Annotated in this window: 17 protein-coding genes; 3 read left to right on the top strand and 14 right to left on the bottom strand. The window is 49.1% G+C overall.

Annotated features, from left to right (window positions below; translation table 11 throughout):
* Positions 1 to 68: 68 nt before the first annotated feature.
* On the bottom strand, positions 69 to 1,106 hold the full coding sequence (gene purM / locus C1H71_RS09440; protein WP_130106338.1) for a phosphoribosylformylglycinamidine cyclo-ligase: 1,038 nt from the start codon (positions 1,104 to 1,106) through the stop codon (positions 69 to 71).
* Between the two features lie 184 nt (positions 1,107 to 1,290).
* On the opposite strand from purM, the gene hda reads away from it, so the two are divergent.
* Entirely contained in the window at positions 1,291 to 2,004 is a 714-nt protein-coding gene (hda, locus tag C1H71_RS09435) for a DnaA regulatory inactivator Hda (RefSeq protein WP_130106337.1), read from the top strand.
* Between the two features lie 87 nt (positions 2,005 to 2,091).
* On the opposite strand, the gene C1H71_RS09430 is transcribed toward hda, so the two are convergent.
* Both C1H71_RS09430 and C1H71_RS09425 read right to left on the bottom strand, forming a co-directional pair.
* A complete protein-coding gene (locus C1H71_RS09430) occupies positions 2,092 to 2,751 on the bottom strand; it encodes a type II secretion system protein (RefSeq protein ID WP_130106336.1) in 660 nt (219 codons plus the stop codon).
* 98 nt (positions 2,752 to 2,849) lie between these two features.
* Positions 2,850 to 3,305, bottom strand: a complete 456-nt coding sequence (locus C1H71_RS09425; protein ID WP_130106335.1) for a DciA family protein — start codon at positions 3,303 to 3,305, stop codon at positions 2,850 to 2,852.
* 12 nt (positions 3,306 to 3,317) lie between these two features.
* Between C1H71_RS09425 and C1H71_RS09420 the strand changes: the two genes are divergently transcribed.
* Both C1H71_RS09420 and secA read left to right on the top strand, forming a co-directional pair.
* Positions 3,318 to 4,217, top strand: a complete 900-nt coding sequence (locus C1H71_RS09420) for a M23 family metallopeptidase (RefSeq protein WP_130106334.1) — start codon at positions 3,318 to 3,320, stop codon at positions 4,215 to 4,217.
* 100 nt (positions 4,218 to 4,317) lie between these two features.
* Complete coding sequence (gene secA, locus C1H71_RS09415) at positions 4,318 to 7,062, top strand: preprotein translocase subunit SecA (RefSeq protein ID WP_130106333.1); 2,745 nt, start codon at positions 4,318 to 4,320, stop codon at positions 7,060 to 7,062.
* 60 nt (positions 7,063 to 7,122) lie between these two features.
* On the opposite strand, the gene C1H71_RS09410 is transcribed toward secA, so the two are convergent.
* The 11 genes from C1H71_RS09410 to mshL form a co-directional block, all read right to left on the bottom strand.
* On the bottom strand, positions 7,123 to 7,866 hold the full coding sequence (locus C1H71_RS09410; RefSeq protein WP_130106332.1) for a type II secretion system protein: 744 nt from the start codon (positions 7,864 to 7,866) through the stop codon (positions 7,123 to 7,125).
* Positions 7,863 to 9,395, bottom strand: a complete 1,533-nt coding sequence (locus C1H71_RS09405) for a hypothetical protein (protein WP_130106331.1) — start codon at positions 9,393 to 9,395, stop codon at positions 7,863 to 7,865. Before C1H71_RS09405 ends, C1H71_RS09410 begins: the two co-directional genes overlap by 4 nt.
* A gap of 2 nt (positions 9,396 to 9,397) precedes the next feature.
* Positions 9,398 to 9,700, bottom strand: a complete 303-nt coding sequence (locus tag C1H71_RS09400) for a hypothetical protein (RefSeq protein WP_130106330.1) — start codon at positions 9,698 to 9,700, stop codon at positions 9,398 to 9,400.
* On the bottom strand, positions 9,697 to 10,284 hold the full coding sequence (locus C1H71_RS09395; protein ID WP_130106329.1) for a hypothetical protein: 588 nt from the start codon (positions 10,282 to 10,284) through the stop codon (positions 9,697 to 9,699). The genes C1H71_RS09400 and C1H71_RS09395 overlap by 4 nt, the downstream gene beginning before the upstream one ends.
* The gene (locus C1H71_RS09390) at positions 10,281 to 11,846 is read right to left on the bottom strand and encodes a hypothetical protein (RefSeq protein WP_130106328.1); all 1,566 of its coding nucleotides are present in this window, start codon (positions 11,844 to 11,846) and stop codon (positions 10,281 to 10,283) included. The genes C1H71_RS09395 and C1H71_RS09390 overlap by 4 nt, the downstream gene beginning before the upstream one ends.
* A complete protein-coding gene (locus tag C1H71_RS09385; protein WP_130106327.1) occupies positions 11,843 to 13,039 on the bottom strand; it encodes a type II secretion system F family protein in 1,197 nt (398 codons plus the stop codon). The genes C1H71_RS09390 and C1H71_RS09385 overlap by 4 nt, the downstream gene beginning before the upstream one ends.
* Before the next feature lie 87 nt (positions 13,040 to 13,126).
* On the bottom strand, positions 13,127 to 13,624 hold the full coding sequence (locus C1H71_RS09380; protein WP_130106326.1) for a hypothetical protein: 498 nt from the start codon (positions 13,622 to 13,624) through the stop codon (positions 13,127 to 13,129).
* A gap of 20 nt (positions 13,625 to 13,644) precedes the next feature.
* Positions 13,645 to 15,351: a GspE/PulE family protein gene (locus C1H71_RS09375; RefSeq protein ID WP_130106325.1), complete on the bottom strand. Its 1,707-nt coding sequence runs from the start codon at positions 15,349 to 15,351 to the stop codon at positions 13,645 to 13,647.
* Positions 15,348 to 16,151, bottom strand: a complete 804-nt coding sequence (locus tag C1H71_RS09370) for a tetratricopeptide repeat protein (RefSeq protein WP_130106324.1) — start codon at positions 16,149 to 16,151, stop codon at positions 15,348 to 15,350. Before C1H71_RS09370 ends, C1H71_RS09375 begins: the two co-directional genes overlap by 4 nt.
* The gene (locus C1H71_RS09365) at positions 16,151 to 16,768 is read right to left on the bottom strand and encodes a hypothetical protein (RefSeq protein WP_130106323.1); all 618 of its coding nucleotides are present in this window, start codon (positions 16,766 to 16,768) and stop codon (positions 16,151 to 16,153) included. Before C1H71_RS09365 ends, C1H71_RS09370 begins: the two co-directional genes overlap by 1 nt.
* Complete coding sequence (gene mshL, locus C1H71_RS09360) at positions 16,765 to 18,615, bottom strand: pilus (MSHA type) biogenesis protein MshL (protein ID WP_130106322.1); 1,851 nt, start codon at positions 18,613 to 18,615, stop codon at positions 16,765 to 16,767. Before mshL ends, C1H71_RS09365 begins: the two co-directional genes overlap by 4 nt.
* Positions 18,616 to 18,626: the final 11 nt, after the last annotated feature.

Genomic DNA, 18,626 nt, shown 5'->3' with positions numbered 1-18,626 from the left:
GGCGAGGTAAGAGCCCTCGCCCTGTATTGTGGGGTGTGCACGCCTTAGTGCCCCACCCCTACAGCCATTTATGCAACTTGCGTTTGGTGCTCATCACCCACGCGGGCACGGATCGTACCCAGTGTGTAAACGGTTTCACCTTCGGCTTCAAGCAGGGCAATCGCTGCGGCAGCTTGATCTGCGGCCATAATCACCACCATGCCTACGCCACAGTTAAAGGTGCGGTACATTTCTTGCGCGTCCACATTGCCTTCTTTTTGCAGCCATTGAAATAACTTAGGCATGGTCCAAGATTTTGCATCGATGGCCGCAACTACATTATTTGGCAGTACACGCGGTACGTTTTCGCTGATCCCGCCACCGGTAATATGCGCCATCCCTTTGACGGTCATCGCTTGCATAAGTTTCAGCAGCGGTTTCACATAAATACGGGTTGGAGCCATCACCACATCGGCCAAGCTTTTGCCGCCGTCAAATTCTGCAGCGTAATCCGCTTCAGCGCGGTGCATAATTTTACGCACCAAGCTGTAACCATTGGAATGTGCGCCATTCGATGCCAAACCAAGTACCACATCACCCGGCACGATATCGTCGCCCGTAATGATTTTGCTTTTCTCTACCACGCCAACCGCAAAGCCAGCCAGATCGTATTCGCCCGCAGGATACATGCCAGGCATTTCGGCCGTTTCACCACCGATCAGTGCACAACCTGCCTGCTCACAACCAAAGGCGATACCACGAATCACTTCAGTTGCATTTGGCACATCGAGCTTGCCGCAGGCAAAGTAATCAAGGAAGAACAATGGCTCGGCACCCTGTACCAAGATATCATTCACACTCATGGCAACCAGATCAATGCCGACTGTATCGTGGCGATTTAGCTCGAAAGCGAGCTTGAGTTTAGTACCCACACCATCGGTGCCGGACACCAAAACAGGCTCTTGGTATTTTTTACTGATTTCGACTAAACCGCCGAAACCGCCAATACCACTCAGCACCTCTGGGCGCATGGTACGCTTGGCGTAGGGCTTAATATTTTCAACCAACTGATCGCCGGCATCGATATCGACACCCGCATCGCGGTAGCTCAAGCTTTGATTGGTCATGCAAGGCCTCGTGAAACTGGCAGCGCCACTAGTGGCTTCTGCGCTAGAATGGCGAACATTCGTTATATTAGTGCAGATGAGTGTCCCTAAAAGGGATAACACCTGCTGCAAAGCAAAGCATTTTATCGCATCTTGTGAAAAAACACCCGCACGCTCGTCATCGACCCAATGGAGCCCCTCCCGCATGAAGCAACTCGTGCTGGACTTACAACTGCCAGCCCCGCCCTCTTTTGAGAACTTTATTCGAGGCGAAAACGCCGAGCTACTCTACCAACTTGGTTGCTGGAGCCTTGGTGAGGGAGACGTGCGTTTTCTCTACTTGTGGGGAGAACGCGGCAGTGGCAAGAGCCACTTACTCGCCGCCGCGCGCGCCATGCTACCCGCTGGCGCTCAAATCTTTTTTACTGATGCCGCCTACGACGCGCTGCCTAGCTCGCTGCCGCAAGAAGCCTCTCTGATCGTCGATAATGTTGAGGCGCTGAGCCGCGATGAGCAGATTCGCTTATTTGATCACTTTAATACGCTGAAAGATGGCGGTGGGCTGCTGCTAGCCGCTGGCTCTAAACCGCCCATGCTGCTGCTACTTAGACCAGATTTAAGCACGCGTTTAGGTTGGGGCTTGGTGTATCAACTGAAACCGTTATCCGATCCTGAAAAAGCCGACGCCCTTAAGCGCCGCGCCTTTAGCTTAGGTTTTGAGCTAAGCGATGATCTAGCCGATTATCTACTACGCCACGCTTCACGCGATTTACCCACGCTATATCAGCATCTGGATATCGCCAATCATCTTTCCCTGACCGAAAAACGGCCAGTGACCGCGTCTTTACTTAGGGAAGTGATTCGGGGCATTGGACAAAGTAAACCCGAGCTGGGGGAAAGCTCGGATTTCTTTAGATAAAAAATAAATTTAAGTTTTAGACGGAGAATGTTGATGGGGTAAGGCGCGCTGCGCTTCGAGTACGCCCTTAAGGTCTTTACGAGGGGGTTAAGGCAATAAGCGTAAACCTACATTCGAAGTCCCTGTACGCGCCCAACAATCCGTCGCATTGGTGTAAAGAGGTGCGGTCGTACTTCTAACCACCGTCCCAGCCCCCCCTACCGCGACAGCGCCACTATCACCGTTGTCAATCATCCGATCTAATGCACAAACATAGCGAGCATCAGCAACCGTTGCGATAGGCACAGCGTTTACTGGATTGGTAAATGATAAATAATTAGTGCCCGCAGGCGGAAAAACTGCTGAGGTTGAAATAGATACAGCCCAAGTCGTACCAAAAGGCGTTTGTAAATCAGCAGCAGTTAGAATATTGGCATTTTGCAGCTGAATCAGTGCAGAATTAGCCTCATTTACAGTATTTAGGATGCCGTTTCTACCTGCAGTAGGGCATTGAACAAAGGTGCCAAGCACCTGTAAAGCTGTACAACCATCCCCAGGATATGCGCCATATTTTTCAAAATAAATATTAAACGCCGCTTGAATTTTATTATATTGGGCGGCGAGGCTCTTCACCTTCGCCCCATCAATCAAATCCTTGCCTTTAAACGCCATCCCTAAAATCAAGCCGATAATCACCAGCACAATGGCTAACTCAACCAAGGTAAAGCCTGTTTGCTTAGCATGGCCCTTGCATTGCTTGATACTCATCGCTCCGCTCCTTCGTAGATATAGTCCTATGTGGCATGAAATCCATAAAAGCATTAGATTATAGAGCCTTACAGTACTTATAGACCAAATCCTGAAGTTCAGCTTTTTTTAGGTAAATGACGATTTAGCAATGATGTAATTGCTTCTCTTAAAGGCCCATCCTCCAAAGTGGCAGATAGCTCAGAAAAAGCCACGCAAGCCCCTTCTTTTAAGTATAAGTCTTTGCTTCGCATGGCCTTTGTGCTTTGCAAACCAACTTGCACCTTGGGCAAGATTGCGGTAGCTTTCCATCCGCCGGCTTGCAGTGCGGCCAAAATCTGTGGGGCAAATTGACGCACCCTTGATGCAGCAGCACTGCCACTCACACCAATTAATATAGTATCGCCGGACCAAGCCACTCCAATGCAATGACTCGCCATCGCTGGCGGCAGCACACCCCGCACTTGGGTTAAAACTCTCGCCAAATCGTCTACCTGATGCATCAGGCTGGCGAGCTGTCGATCATTTCCTACCTGCTTCAGAGTGGTTTTTTTCAGCATTAAAATGGTTCGCAAAGGTTAAATTCAATGAATATCATTGTGATGTCTAATCGGCTAGGCAAAACGGTTTCGCTCGATAGCCGACAAATTATAAGTCTAGCCCTGCTTATGCTTTTGCTGGTGGCATCGGTCGCTTTCGCCTTAGGTTCCCTAATCAAACCTAGCTCTCATCAAGCGCTATGGCGGCTAATGCCGGGCAGCAATAACACCCGCCAAACTGAAATCGACGCACTCGCCATTCGTGTAGGCGAGCTACAGGCCAAATTACTCCGCTTAGATGGGCTAGCCAGCCAAGTTGGCAATAAAACCGGTATTGATATCAAGCCGTTTTTATCTAGCCAACCCGTGCCACGTGGCGGGATACAACACTCGGGCACCCCCTTAACGGCCGCCACTCTTGGTAGTGAAATTGATGCGGCGAGCAGCAGTTTAAACGCGAGGCTGGATCAGCTCGCCTTAGCAGAAAGCATCTTACTGCAGCCAAAGACATGGCAACTGCCTTCCAAAGCCCCGCTGAATGTAGGTTTACAATCATCAAGCTTTGGCAAAAGGATAGACCCCTTTAACGGCAACCAAGTCTTTCATGAAGGAATCGACTTTGTGGGCGAAAGCGGCACACCCATTATGGCGGCTGCGACGGGGAAAGTCAGCTTTGCGGCCTTCCACCCCCAGTATGGTAATATGGTTGACTTAGATCATGGCAATGGAATCACTAGCCGCTATGCTCATGCCTCCAAATTAGCCGTAAAAGTAGGTGAGCAAGTCAACGCTGGCCAGACCATTGCCTTACTAGGAAGCACAGGGCGTTCAACTGGGCCACATCTGCACTTTGAGATTCGCTACAAAGGAATTGCACAAAACCCTTTACGCTTTATTGGCCCTGCCACGAATGAAATTAACATTGCTGCGACAAAATCCGGCGATTGACCTTGAATTTTGATTGAAATGGTCGCATATACGGCGGATTAGGATGTTCTAACCGCCGTTGTCACACTAACCGGGCCTTGCCCATTGCTGGTAGCTTTAGATGATTGCAAATTTGCTCAAAAAAGTTTTCGGAAGTCGTAATGACCGCCTGCTCAAACAATATGGCACCATCGTAAAGCAGATCAACGCGCTCGAAGCTGGTATTGCAGCGCTCTCTGATGATGACTTGCGGGCTAAAACAGCTGAGTTCCGAACGCGCGTCGCCCAAGGTGAAACGCTTGATCAAATTTTGCCAGAAGCCTTTGCTGTTTGCCGCGAAGGCTCTAAGCGCAGTTTAAGCATGCGTCATTTTGACGTACAGCTAATGGGTGGCTTAGCGCTACACCAAGGCAAGATTTCTGAAATGCGTACCGGTGAAGGTAAAACACTAGTTGCAACCTTGCCCGCCTATTTAAATGCCTTATCAGGTAATGGCGTACACGTTATTACCGTAAACGATTACCTCGCCAGCCGCGATGCGGCCACAATGAGCAAGCTCTATAACTTCTTAGGGTTAACTTGCGGTGTGAATCTGGGCCAAATGCAGCACGACGATAAGCAGCAAGCTTACGCCTGCGATATTACTTACGGCACCAATAATGAATTCGGCTTTGATTACTTGCGCGACAATATGGTGTTCACCGTGGGTGAGCGCGTACAGCGCAAACTCAACTACGCGATTGTCGATGAAGTGGATTCGATTCTGATCGATGAAGCGCGCACTCCTTTGATTATCTCTGGCCCTGCTGAAGACAGCATCGAGATGTATCAACTGGTTAACGATATCCCCGGCCAACTGACTCGCCAATCTGAGGAAGAATCTGAAGGCGATTTCTGGGTGGATGAAAAAGCCCATTCAGTATTGCTCTCTGAAGCAGGTCACGAGAAAGTTGAGGCTATTCTCAGCCAAAAAGGCCTGCTAAAAGAAGGCGACAGCCTTTATTCTGCGATCAATATCAGCTTGGTTCATCACCTTTATGCTGCAATGCGCGCACATTCATTATTCCAGCGCGATCAGCACTATGTGGTGACCGACGAAGGCGAGATCGTCATCGTTGACGAATTTACTGGCCGTTTAATGTCTGGCCGTCGCTGGTCTGAAGGCTTGCATCAAGCGGTTGAAGCCAAAGAAGGCATGGAAATCAATCAAGAGAACCAAACTCTTGCCACGATTACCCTGCAAAATTACTTCCGCATGTATAGCAAGCTATCAGGTATGACCGGTACTGCCGATACTGAAGCTTACGAATTCCAGCAAATTTACGGCCTAGAAACCGTGATAGTGCCAACGAATCGCCCTATGGTGCGTGACGATAGACAAGATCAGGTTTACAAAACCGCTGGCGAAAAATACAACGCCATCATTTCCGATATCAAAGGCTGCCAAGAGCGTAAACAACCCGTTTTGGTAGGCACTACTTCAATTGAGCAATCTGAGCTGCTCTCTGAAATGCTGGAAAAAGACGGCTTCAAGCACAATGTGCTGAACGCCAAACAGCATGCGCGTGAAGCCGATATCGTGGCCCAAGCAGGCTCGCCTGGCGTGATTACCATTGCCACCAATATGGCGGGCCGTGGTACGGATATCGTGCTGGGCGGTAATATCGAGCGCGAAGTCAAAGCCGTTGAGCAAGACACTGAGCTGAGTGACGCCGACAAACACGCAAAAATCGCCAGCATGAAGGCCGATTGGCAAATCATCCACGATGCCGTGGTTGCTGCGGGCGGCTTGCATATTATTGGTACTGAGCGTCATGAATCACGCCGTATTGATAACCAGCTGCGTGGCCGTTCTGGCCGTCAAGGTGACCCGGGTTCTAGCCGCTTCTACCTATCGCTAGAAGATTCGCTGCTGCGTATTTTTGCTGGCGATCGCGTGGCAATGGTGATGGACCGCTTGAAAATGCCTGAAGGCGAGCCAATTGAAGCGGGTATGGTTTCCCGCGCGATTGAATCAGCACAGCGCAAGGTTGAAGGCCGCAACTTCGATATTCGTAAGCAATTGCTGGAATACGATGATGTATCTAACGAGCAGCGCAAGGCGATTTACGGCCAGCGTAATGAGATCTTAGAAAGCGAAGAAGTCAGCGACACCATCAGCGCAATGCGCGACAGCATGATTGCTGATCTATTCAACTCTTATATTCCAGCCGATTCAATGGAAGAGCAGTGGGATGTGGCAGGTCTTGAGCGCGCCCTAGGCGAGCTAAATATCGAGCTAGCGATTGCTGATTGGGTTAAAAACGATACCACGCTCACCATTGAAGCGATGAAAGAGCGCGTACAGGTGGCTGCGGCTGAAAGCTATAACACCAAAGTTGAATTAGCTGGCGAAACTACTTTCCGCCAGTTTGAACGCTCGGTACTGCTGCAACACGTTGATCAAAGCTGGCGTGAGCATTTGTCATCGCTAGATCATTTACGCCAAGGTATTCATTTGCGCGGCTATGCGCAAAAGAATCCTAAGCAAGAATACAAACGTGAAGCGTTCGAGCTGTTCTCGCAACTATTAGACAACATCAAGCGTGAGGTCATGCAAATTGTAATGACCGTGCAAGTACGCTCGCAAGAAGATGTAGAAGCCGTGCGCCCACAAGAAATCCCTGCTTCGGCACTGCAATTTAACCATGCCGATCTAGAAGCCATCTTAGCCAGTGGTGACGATGAGCAAATCAAAGCCGCTTTGATGCAGGCAATGCAAGCAGAAGGCGGCCCAAAGCTGCAATTCTCTGGCGTATCCCGCAACGATGCCTGCCCATGCGGCTCTGGCAAGAAGTTTAAACACTGCCACGGCCAAGTGGCTTAAAGCGCTTAGCCCCACAAAAAACCCCACAGCCGGCTGTGGGGTTTTTTTATGCTTAACCAATTAAGGTAGTTTACCCGCCGCCAGCATTTTGGCGATCAAAATAGAGGGGCTGATCCAAACCGTTATATCGTCGAATTCTTCGTCCGCTGGCGTGGCCGGATTATCATCGACGCGTAATTTACTAATAAATGTGGTGTTGTTGCTGGTGTTTTCTTGCTCATCCACCGATCCCACCCCTGCATTGGGTGGGCCGTGGCGAAAGTGCATCACAATCGCCGCCACCAGCTGTGAAGCCAATGGCGTTGCTGCGCCTGAGGTTGGCAACACAGAAATATCCCCCTGCGAACAAAGCATAAAACTAATTCCAGCCGCTGCCACACTCCCAAGCGGGCATCCTCCCAAGGTTTGATTGCTGTCTGTAATCACTGGGGGAGATGAGGCAGGGCCATTATCGGCAAAATCGGTACTCACTCGATAAGTAAACGGCTGGCCATAGGGATCGGTTGATTTGGCTAAACCTAGGCTAGCGCCAGGGATGCTGCCTTGGGCACGGTTGCACGTACCGTTAGCCGCTCGATCTTCAATAAAGGTAGTTAAGGCAGGATTGGCAGGGCAAGGCAGATGGCCATTTTGTACGGCAAAACCCAGTAAGGATTCTTTAATCTCAGCCAATTGTGCGCGGCCATCATTGCTGCGCTGCGCATCGGTTTGCGCCTTAAATGCCCCCAAACCACCCGCCAGCATAATGCCAACAATCACCAGCACAATGGCAATTTCAGCCAGGGTAAAGCCACTCTGCTTCATGGTCTATCCTTTGGGGCATACAGCCATTTCGGCGCTGCAGGCGGCACAGTGGTTGAGGTATAGCGATAATACAAAGCATCATTGCCCACATCCACCGCTTGCATCTTGGCATAGCGGTTGCTAGGCAACGCACCCCAAGCCGTTTGGTTAATGTTGCTTGCAAAGGGTGGTGGTGCAATAGGGCTGGTTGCCAAATCTAAATAATTACTTAGGCTGGCTCTTTCTAAAACCGTGCCGCGAAGCTGCCCCGTTTGCGCCACACCTGTGCTCATCAATACCACCTCTACCCCTGCCATATCACTAGGCAGCTGCATATTGAGTAATTGCATAGCTGGCAAGGCGCAGCTTGGTGTATTGGCTACCGCATAAAAAAACACTTGCTCCCAGCGATTGCGATAAAGCCAATCGTATTCACTCAGCAAGCTTTGCCAGTTAGCCAGACTAGCGATGCTGGTGGGCATATTAATGGGGTTCACCAAATACAAAGGAGAAACCGCTAAACCGAGCCCTGTTAGCTCCACCGATCTAGGTGGGCGGCCTTGGCAAATGGTGGGATTCGGTGCACACGCCGATGGCAGCAAGCTAACTGCGCCGGTTTGCGTACAGCCCACGTCATCTGGTTTGGCGGGGAAAGGCAAACCCACATCGAGCGGATTACTCGGGCTAGGCAGCAGACGTTTGCTGCCCACCTGCCTTGCCCATAAATCGAATAACTGCTGGTAATCCCTGGCCGCTCTTTGCTCTAAAGGCCTCAGCAATTCACTGCGCCGAATAGTGATAATTCTATCGTTTAGCGTTGGATTGCCGCTGCTATCTAAGCGTGGGCCATCTAAAAAACGGCCTAGCGTAGCATTAGTATTAGCGTAGTTATTCGGGGAACCAAGGCAAGCCCCCCCCACCGTTGGCCGATTACATTCAAAATAATTGTTTGGGTTACGTTGCTGCGCCGCAGTACTGCGGTTTTGCCCAGCCAGAGCCGGGCCAGGGGCTAAAATCACCACCACAATAGGATCACTTGCATCAGATAAAGCTTGCGCGCCACTATTGGCTGCGGCAAAAAACCAAGGATTAGGCGCTTGGGGGGCGGTATCGCTATTAAGCGGCTGCGTTATTCTTTCCTGAAACCCATCGGCCACCGCCATCCATAAAGGCTCACCCGAGCTATCGCGTAATTCTTCGGAGTGGTAAGTTGCCCAAGGAATTCTGCCGATACGGGTAGCGGGCTGATTACTAGGGCAAGATGGCGTGGCTAAACCTAAACCACTCTGCCCATAGCCCGCCTCACCTTGCACATTGCGATCTGGGCAATAAAACTCGCCTGGGCGAACCAACGTACCTCCGCGCTTTGCCAAGGCATCGGCCAACAAAATTTGCTTAGCTTGCGCCAGCGCACTCAATGTTTGCTGCTCTCGGTGTAGCTCAAAAGTGTGATGGCTAAAGCGCGATAAAACAGCAGCGGCAATACCTAGGCCCACCACCATCAATAGCATTAAGGCAATCGCGCCACGTTGATTAAATCCGCGCTGCATACTTAGTCCTGCTGCGGCTGATAGACATCGCGCTTCACACCCGTTTCTCGCGTCAGCGTTTGGCCAACTTTCAGCCCAGAGGGAAGCGGGATACGGCTAAGCTCGCCATTTACCCAGCGCAGCTTTTTACCATTACGGCTGATTTCACCATCTAATCTAAACGTATCAATCACCGCAGACGCTTCTGCCTGCGGCCTTCCATCCCCCCTTGATAAGGCACGCTCAGCAGGGCTAAAAAATAACTTACCCCAATCTGCATGAGCCAACATGCTAGGGAACAGCATCAGCAATAATCGGTACTTCATTGGCTCACCTCCCCCTCGGGCGGAGCAATAGGGCCGATGCTCAGCCACTCAATATCACACGCCACTTTTATTCTAGCCTCCTCAGTGCGGGTTAAGACGCATTGCTCAGGAGCTGGCCAGCCAGGCAGGTGCTGCAACCCTGCTAGAACATCTGAAAACACCTCTTCATTTTTAAGCTCAAAGTTCAATTGCATTTTGCTGCCATAAAGCTGCACGTTTTCCACCACCGCGCTCAAAGGGCGCTGTGGATCCAGCCGAAAAACAATCTTCAACTGCGGCACTTCCCGATTTAATTCAGTTAAGTATTCAATCCAATCTAGCCGATGCTCCGCATTGATGATGCCCTGTCTACTTAAGCGCTGATAAAGCGCGCCATATTGCACCGCATTATTCCACGCGGTTTCTTGGGCATCAGCTTGCAACGTTAAGCTTTGCAAATGGCTACGCAAAACCTGCTGCTCGGCTTGCATATAGCCTAGGTAAGTTTGTGTAAGGCCAATAAGCAGCAACGCACAGACCAGCGCTGCGCCACTTAGGATTAAATCGTGACGAATAAATTGCCAGGCTTGTCCAACTATTTTCATGGTGCTTTTGGCCCCCAGCTTAAGCGCAGCACAAAATCAACCCGCTTATCATCGGCTGCATCCGCCAGCACCTGCCCCTCCACTCTGGCTGTAGAGCTAATATTTAAAGGCAATTGCAACGTCTCTACTTTTACATTTGGTAAGGTAGATAAGCGGCTACTCAGGCGATTTACACTGTTTAAAGCCTGCCGATACTGCTGTGAAAATGGCTCAACCCGCCCTTGTAACTCCAAAACAACGGGCAGCTGAGCCACCTCAGCCGGTGCCTCAGCTGCTGCTTGGGTAGCAGGTTCTACCGGCGCACGGCCAGAGTGCCAACGTAGCTCATCTAAGCTTAGCTCAGGAAACTCCAGCAACACTTGGCTGACTTGTTGCAGCGTTAATTCGATATCAGGCCAAGTCAGCAAATGCTGGTTATATAGCTCATGCACGCCTTTCATGGCAGCAGGATCACTGGCATTGCTTTGCTTGAGCAAGAGATTAAACCGGCGCAAACGCTCATCAATTTGCGCCGTTTTTTTCAAGGATTGGTTAATCGAGGCCTGCACATCGCTCGCCTCTTGCATCGCCAAGCCGCTCCAAATCAGCACAAAAAACAAACCAACAAACGCGCCATAACGCAGCATTCGCCCCCATTTTTGCCATATCGCGTGGATTAAATGCTGGGCTTGCCCATAGTGGTTGGCGGGTGGCCGCAGCATCAGCCAGCTACATAAAATACTAAGCAGCGAATCCCCGGCGGGGAGCCGCAATTTTTGTGCCAACAAACCCAACGGCACATCACTAATCGTAAAATGCCCCGCCTCTCCACTGGCTTGCAAACGCTGGCTGATCGCGGCTTGGCAATCTAAGCCATTAGGCGCCACCACGGCCAATTGCACTTTATCGTCACGACCAAGCATGCGTAAGGTGGATAAATATTGCCTAGCACGTAAGGACTCAAGCACAATCACTTCGGCCATCCGCACCGCGTCTTGCAAATCTATTCCTTCTGGCAAACTGCTCACGCGGCTAAATTTAAGCCCTTCTGCCGATAAATACGTCTGCCGCATCCCACCGTCAGAGCTAAATGAAATCAACAAATAATGTGCAAGCCCTAGACCTGAGCGGTGCATCATTTCCCCTGCCAATAGCGCCACCGAGTAAATGCCTTGCAACACTACTTTTTTCTCTAATAAGGCATTCACCACCGCACCAATCGGCGCAGCAGGGCTTAAGGCCGATAGTAATACCTGATCTTGCTCTCCCTTTTTCCCTTCTTTTTGCACAATAAAGCGGCGATAAGGCGTGGTACGGTAGTTTTGCTCTAAACGGCGCATTAATAAGGCACGGCGATCTGTTTTTCCCAAATGAGGAATAGATTCCAATTGAAAATCTTCTTCCACCACATCCACTAATAAACTAAAAACAAACTCTTTTCGCTGCTCCAAATAAATTAAAAACGCTTCTTTCCCCATCTCATCTAAACCAAAGCAATCCTCTTCAACTAATTGGCCTTGCTCTATATGCAAGGCAATCAAATGCGTATTTGATAATAAAAGGGTGCGGTGAATATGGCTCATCGTATTTTGCTAATCGTATCGAATATCGGCCCCAGCACTGAGGACATAATCCACGCCAAAATCAGCCCCAATACCACGGTAAGCGAGGGCTCTACGAGGGCCTGTACGCGCTCAATAGATTCTTTGACATCACGGTTATAAAAATAGGAGATATTCATCAAAGCATGATCCAACTGCCCTGTACCCTCGCCCACTTTTAACATGCGTAATACCAAGGGAGGGAACATTTTTTCCTGGCTAAAACTCGCCGTAACCCCCTGCCCCTCTCGAATTTGCGCCTGAATACGCTGTAAAGATTCAGCCACAACGCTATTGCTAACAATCCCTTCTGAAATCTTAATGCAATCCAAAATAGGAATCCCTGCCGCATACATCAGCGCAAAAAAATTGGCAAAACGTGCCAAAATAATTTTATGCAAAATAGGGCCAAAGGGTTTGATCGCTAATTTCCAGCCATCAAATTGATGTCTGAACTTTTCATCATGGCGCAGGCGAAAACGAATTGAAAAAAACAAAATAACAGGGGTGCTAAATATTGCCCACCAATAATTAATAAATACATTTGAAATAGCAATCAATATTCTTGTATTTAAAGGCAAGGTTTGCGACATTGCCGCCACAAAGGAAACGAGTTGAGGCACTAAATAAATCATTAAGAAGGTAATTACTCCCAACACCAACACCCCCACAAAAGCGGGGTACATAATGATTTTTTTAGTTTGAGAGATCAGTTCGTCTTGCCATTTTAATGAATCGGTTAAATTAAGTAATACTTCAGGTAATTTACCGCTGGCTTCTCCTGCCTTAATTAAATTTACATAAATAGCATCAAAAACTTGTGGGTGTGCCGCCAAAGCCTGTGAAAACTGGCTGCCCCCTTCAATATCTTCAATTAAATTGGCAATCACGGCACGAAAGTGCGGCTCTTCTAAGCTATCGCGCAAATCAGATAGCCCCTCCAAAATAGACACCCCTGCCCGTATTAGCTGCTCCATATGAAAAGTAAAAGTAATCAGCTCCCGCCTATCTACTTTTTTACCCCCCAAAACACCACCTATAGAAGCCTCATTAGCGTGAATCAGGCTGAGGCCCAAGCGCTCTAGACGCAGCTCTAAATCTGCTAGGTTATTAGCTTCTGACTTACCCTTTTTTATTAAGCCAGCGCTATCTACAGCACGATAGATAAACTGCATCTGCTTCCCTTATTTGCTTGTAATCCCCACATGCCGTGCAGCACCTACAAAGAGAATGCGGCAAGCGCCCATAGAATGGTTGTAGGGCTAATCACGCAAATTCAAACCACGCTCAAGAAAAACACCTGCACCACCGCGTGGAGCGTCTTTTTCATAAAGTATTTTTTCAAGCTTCAGCAAGCAGTAGGCATTGAGCGTTAAATTATGTTTAGTGGCTTGTGCCACCAATTGCGCCTTGGTCATTTTGTCGATTCGCAGCGTTAAGGTAGTGAGGTTTGCTTCGCTATTAATTGCAAATATTTTTTCCTTACGCCAAGGGCAGTATTTTTCGACCCACTCCTCGGCCTGTTCTAGAGAGATGGGTGTTAACACATCTACCACAGCAGCTTTTTCCTTTTCCATATAGGGATGAGGAATGTTGTGCTCAACCAAAAAATATTGATCTTTCTTGGTGCGATAAAGATCAATGATATAAGGCACACCCTGATCATCTTTTGACTCGGTGTGCATATGGCAATTTAAAGCGGTGCGGGTGTTATACGTTTTGCCATCAATCACTCGTGAGATATGTTCACGTACATACATTGCTATCCTCCTTATTTAACTTAGCCCACTCGGTCGGTCAGATCGATCACTCGGGAAATTTCTGCCAGCGAGGTCATGCCGTCGATAACGTGGCGGCAGGCATCATCGGCCATGGTTTTAAAGCCTTGTACTTCAGCGGCTTTTTTCATCTCTAGCCGAGTGGCGCGTCTGGCGATCAGCTCATCCAGCTCGACGCTCATTTTTAATACTTCCATCACCGTAATCCGGCCCTTATAGCCTTGGTGGTCGCACTTTGGGCAGCCTGCTGGGCGATAAATTGTGAGCTCTCCCACCTCTTCAGGTACGCCAAGTAAGCGACGTTCAAAGTCATCTGGCTGATAAGGATCACGGCAAAGCGGGCATAATTTTCGGGCTAAGCGCTGGGCGATAATGCCGATAATATTGCCCGCCAATACATCAGGCAGTACGCCAATATCCAATAAGCGCGGAATTGAGCCGATGGCGGAGTTGGTGTGTAGGGTTGAGTAAACTTGGTGGCCAGTCATGGCCGCGCGAAATGCCATATCGGCGGTATCTCGGTCACGGATTTCGCCCAGCAAGATGATGTCTGGGTCTTGCCGCATCATAGAGCGTATACCGTTCACAAAATCCATTTTCGCCGCTTCATTGACCGAAGTTTGCCGCAGCATAGGAATCGGATATTCCACAGGGTCTTCCAGCGTCATAATGTTGACGGCTTCGGTATTGACGCTGCTTAAGATCGAATAAAGCGTGGTGGTTTTGCCTGAGCCTGTTGGGCCGGTCACCAAAATAATACCCTCAGGGCGAGCGATCATCAGCTGTAATAGATAGAGGTTTTCTTTGCTAAGCCCCAGTTTATCTAGCTTTACCAAGCCTTTTTGACGATCCAAAATCCGCAAAACCACGTTCTCGCCCCAAGTCGTGGGCTGAGCCGCCACCCGAAAATCCAGCGGGCGGCCAGCAAGGGTCAGCGAGATTCGGCCATCTTGTGGCGAGCGGGTTTCGGCGATATTCATATTGCTCATTACTTTTAGCCGCACCACCATCGCTGGCCAATAGGTTTTGTGCAGGGCGCGAATTTGCCGCAGCACACCGTCAATGCGGTAGCGAATCCGCACAAAAGAGGATTCAGGCTCAAAGTGGATATCCGATGCGCCGCGCGTGCAGGCATCGGCCAGCAAAGCATCGATCAGCCGCACTACTGGCTGGTTGTACTCCGCCTCGGCATTTTGCAAGCTAGCGTAATCAATCACGCCGGTTTCAATTTCATTCAAAATGCCGTCAATAGACAGCTCAAAACCATAGTATTGATCGATGGCATGGTTTAAATCAGATTCTGCTGCAAGCAGCGTTTCTAGCTCGTACTTGTCTTTAAGCAGCATGCGCACTTGATCTAGCGCAACCAGATTATTTGGATTAGACATCGCCAGCGTGAGCTTATTACGCTCTACATCTAACGATACTGGAAGCAGCATATGGCGCTTGGCCACATCCTTGGGGATCAGCTTAATTGCCTGTGTATCCGCCAGAATTTTGGATAAATCAACGCTAACTTGGCCTAGGTTTTCTGAAAGCGCATCCCGCAAAATGCCTTCTGAGATAAAGCCCAACGACACCATCAACTTGCCCAAGGGCACGCCACTGCGGCGCTGCTCAAACAGGGTAATCCGCAGTTGGTCTTCTGAAAGCAGGCCTTTAGAAACCAGCAGCTCGCCCAGCGGCAGTTTTCTGACCGGCACGTTCATGGCAACTCCAGCTCCTTTAGTCTTGCTTCGGCAACAGCCCGATCAAAAGAGCCACGCCCTGCCAAGGCTTGGCGGTAATACCGTGCTGCGGTTTTAGTCTCTTGCAAATGCTCTAGACTAATTGCCAAATTAAAGGCGTAGTCGGCATTATTGCTATCCAGAGATAAAGCTTGAAAATACGCACTCTGCGCCTCGCTCCAGCGGCCTTGCCCTGCGTAGAGATTAGCCAGAGCAAACGCCGCCCCTGCCTGCTGGCTAGCTAATTGGCGTAAACCAGCCTCTGAACCTTCGCTGCTTGGCGTTAGTGCATACAAGCCCGCTTGAGCCGCCTCATCCCGTGGATTAAGCGCCAAAATTTGCCGATAAAACTGCGCCGCCTCACTGCCCGCACCCCGCTTCGTCGCCAACGCTGCCATGCCTAATAAAGCATCTCGGTTGCGCACATCAAGCTGCAGCATCTGCCGATATGCCTCCTCTGCGCGGCGATAGTCCCCTTCTTGAAAGGCACGGTAAGCAATCACCAGCGGCAGTGGCACTGCCGCCTCATTATTTTGCGTATCAAAGCGCACACCCGCCCCATCAGGCCCGCCAGAGCGCTCTTTTACGCTAGCCACATCGCTCTTAAATTGCCGTGGCATCGCTGTAGGCGCGATTTGTTGTGCAGCCGCTTCTACCTGCCCAGCAGGCTCATTCAGCTCTATAGCCGCAGGCGATGGTGGTGGCAAGATAGCAATAGACGCTGACGCAGCTGGCGGCGCTGCGGCCTCTACCGCAGCAACAGCAGGTGTGTGCTCAACCATTAAGGATTGATATTGCCACCAAAAATACCCCCCATCCCCCCCGCAATCAACACCCCTGCCAGCACCAACCAAGGCAGTGTTTTGGAGCGTGAAGCCGCTTTAATTAAGGGCTTTGCCACAGGAGCAGGTGGAGTAGGCGTTAGGGTTGGCTCTGCTTGTGGCGCGGGTGTAACTGAGGCGATACGAACAGGAGAGAGGGCCACAGGAACTGGTTGTAGCCAAGTTAAATCATCCTCAACTGGCGGAGGGATATCCGCAGTCGAACCTGCTGGCTCTGTCGCCATTAATGGCTCAGGCAAGGGAATAACAGAGCTTGGTTCGGCCTCAAGCACTGCCGCTTCAAGCAAGGGCAGAGGCACAAACTGCCACTCTTCAACGGACGGGCTCGCCTCTATTGGCGGTGGCACTGGTGCCTCACTAACCGGTGGGTTCAGGTCATGCGGCGGCGCCGTCGGGGCCTCCAGCTCCAAAGCTAACTCACTTAAGCTAAGCGGCGTGGCCACTAACTGGCTAGCCGCTACGCTCTCTTCAGCCTGCGGCTCACCTTCCAGAGCAGCGGCTTCGCGCAATCGTTTTGCTTCTTCCGCTTTTTTAAGCGCCTGCAGCAATAAGCTCATGGCGATGACTCTAGTGGCGTATTACCCGATTGAAATGCCGATAAATCATGATCCATACTGCCTTTAAAAAATTGATCATTAGGCAAAAACTGCTGATAATCTTTTAAATCACCCTGCGTGCTTGCATCTTTAATTAAAACTGGCCGCAGAAATATCACCAATTCAATTTTTTTAACTTTATCGTTCCGATAGCTAAATAAATCACCCACATAGGGCAAGCGTGAAATTCCAGGCACTCCCTGCCTATCATTATTTAAAGAGTCTTGAATTAACCCCCCTAAAATAGCCACCTGCCCACTGGCCACTTTTAATGTGGAATCAAATTCTCTGACTTGCAAAATAGGCACTAAGCTTTTAATCGGCGATGAGCTGTTAGCCGCCAAAATAGCGACCGCAGGGTCTTCAACAAAGGAATTAATATTAGTAATAGTCGGCCTCACATTTAAGGCAATTTGGCCATCTTCAGATATTTGCGGTGTAACCTGCATCACCAAACCAATCGGCACGGTATGCAATTCACTATCATAAGTGGCTTGAGTGGTTGGTTTCCCATCAGTAATCACAGGGGGAGTGACTTTAACCGTAAAATACACCTGCTCTTCTACGACTTTCATGACCGCTGTTTGATTATTAAGCGCCATTATTTTAGGACTAGATAACACGCGAGTACGGCCAAATTGCTCTAACATCTTTATAGTAAAATTAAATGTCCCATTAAATACACCGCCTGTTTTAGCGTAACTCAAAAGACTAAATGGCGGCGCAGCCATATTACTGGCTACATTAGATTGAGTGAAATTTAATTGATTTTCTGTAGTACCAATACGGCTCCAATCCACACCTGCTTGATATTGGTCAGAAAGCAATACTTCTACAATTGTTGCCTCAATCAATACCTGCCGTAATGCGCCACCTTGAATCGCACTTAAATACTCAGCTACTTTTACATGCTCAGCTTGGCTGGCTTTTATGGTGATAATTCCTGTTTCTGGGTTCATAATCACAAGGCGGCTATTATTAATCGCTGAAGGGGATATAGTTTTATTAATCGGCTGTGATTCACCCGCTTTTAATTTCTCAGTTTCTGCATTTATTTTATTTGCTTGCGCAACGTCTTTAGCTGCTTTTGCTGCCTCTGCCGCCGTTTGAACCACTTCTTTTTTATCAGTAGAACTGTTTGTTTTTACGGCGATGGCGCTTTTATCCTGCACAATACTTCCCAGCTGTGCTCCACTTGTTTGTGCATCGTTTTTTACTACATTTAAAATTTCTTTTAAATTTGCCTCTATTTGCTTCCACAATTGATGCTCTGCCACCATATCAATTTGCGTACTTGAACTATTACCAGAACCAGAACCGCTGCTCCCACTACTTACCGAATTAGCTAAGGTAACATTAGATTTTACATTCCTAGATAAATTAAAATAGTTCATCTTATAAATTTTAAAATAAGGAATATCTGGGGTAATAATTAAAACGCCATTTTCCAACTCCCAGCGCAAATCAACTTGCCGGCTCATTCGCTCTAAAATTTGCGGCAGGGTTTGATTAATAGCATTCAAGGTTACATTGCCGTTGACTCCAGAATGCACATCCACATTAATTTTTGCATCACGCCCTAAGGCAAATAATATTTCTGCCACCGGCACATTGTGCACCACCACGCTATAAGTAGCCGTCTTTGCTACCGCTTGTGGTTTAGCTAACATTGGCGCGCTTGATATTGGCTTGGGTATATTACTGGCTATGGGTTTTAATTCTAAATGGCGTCCGCTTTCAACTTGCAAGCCCGTTTGATTAGCGCATGCACTCAGTACAAAAAGCAGAATAGGAATTTGCCACCGCATTGATAAGTGCT

The organism is Iodobacter fluviatilis (genome assembly GCF_004194535.1).
Lineage (GTDB): Bacteria > Pseudomonadota > Gammaproteobacteria > Burkholderiales > Chitinibacteraceae > Iodobacter > Iodobacter fluviatilis_A.
This window is presented reverse-complemented; position numbering and strand designations above follow the sequence as displayed.

Bases quoted from the DNA above. Each gene is read 5' to 3' on its own strand.
- C1H71_RS09370 (WP_130106324.1), bottom strand. From the start codon at position 16,151: ATGGTTGAGCACACACCTGCTGTTGCTGCGGTAGAGGCCGCAGCGCCG.
- C1H71_RS09410 (WP_130106332.1), bottom strand. From the start codon at position 7,866: ATGAAGCAGAGTGGCTTTACCCTGGCTGAAATTGCCATTGTGCTGGTG.
- C1H71_RS09420 (WP_130106334.1), top strand. From the start codon at position 3,318: ATGAATATCATTGTGATGTCTAATCGGCTAGGCAAAACGGTTTCGCTC.
- secA (WP_130106333.1), top strand. From the start codon at position 4,318: ATGATTGCAAATTTGCTCAAAAAAGTTTTCGGAAGTCGTAATGACCGC.
- C1H71_RS09405 (WP_130106331.1), bottom strand. From the start codon at position 9,395: ATGCAGCGCGGATTTAATCAACGTGGCGCGATTGCCTTAATGCTATTG.
- purM (WP_130106338.1), bottom strand. From the start codon at position 1,106: ATGACCAATCAAAGCTTGAGCTACCGCGATGCGGGTGTCGATATCGAT.
- mshL (WP_130106322.1), bottom strand. From the start codon at position 18,615: ATGCGGTGGCAAATTCCTATTCTGCTTTTTGTACTGAGTGCATGCGCT.
- C1H71_RS09380 (WP_130106326.1), bottom strand. From the start codon at position 13,624: ATGTATGTACGTGAACATATCTCACGAGTGATTGATGGCAAAACGTAT.
- C1H71_RS09430 (WP_130106336.1), bottom strand. From the start codon at position 2,751: ATGAGTATCAAGCAATGCAAGGGCCATGCTAAGCAAACAGGCTTTACC.
- C1H71_RS09395 (WP_130106329.1), bottom strand. From the start codon at position 10,284: ATGAAAATAGTTGGACAAGCCTGGCAATTTATTCGTCACGATTTAATC.
- C1H71_RS09390 (WP_130106328.1), bottom strand. From the start codon at position 11,846: ATGAGCCATATTCACCGCACCCTTTTATTATCAAATACGCATTTGATT.
- C1H71_RS09385 (WP_130106327.1), bottom strand. From the start codon at position 13,039: ATGCAGTTTATCTATCGTGCTGTAGATAGCGCTGGCTTAATAAAAAAG.
- C1H71_RS09400 (WP_130106330.1), bottom strand. From the start codon at position 9,700: ATGAAGTACCGATTATTGCTGATGCTGTTCCCTAGCATGTTGGCTCAT.
- C1H71_RS09365 (WP_130106323.1), bottom strand. From the start codon at position 16,768: ATGAGCTTATTGCTGCAGGCGCTTAAAAAAGCGGAAGAAGCAAAACGA.
- hda (WP_130106337.1), top strand. From the start codon at position 1,291: ATGAAGCAACTCGTGCTGGACTTACAACTGCCAGCCCCGCCCTCTTTT.
- C1H71_RS09375 (WP_130106325.1), bottom strand. From the start codon at position 15,351: ATGAACGTGCCGGTCAGAAAACTGCCGCTGGGCGAGCTGCTGGTTTCT.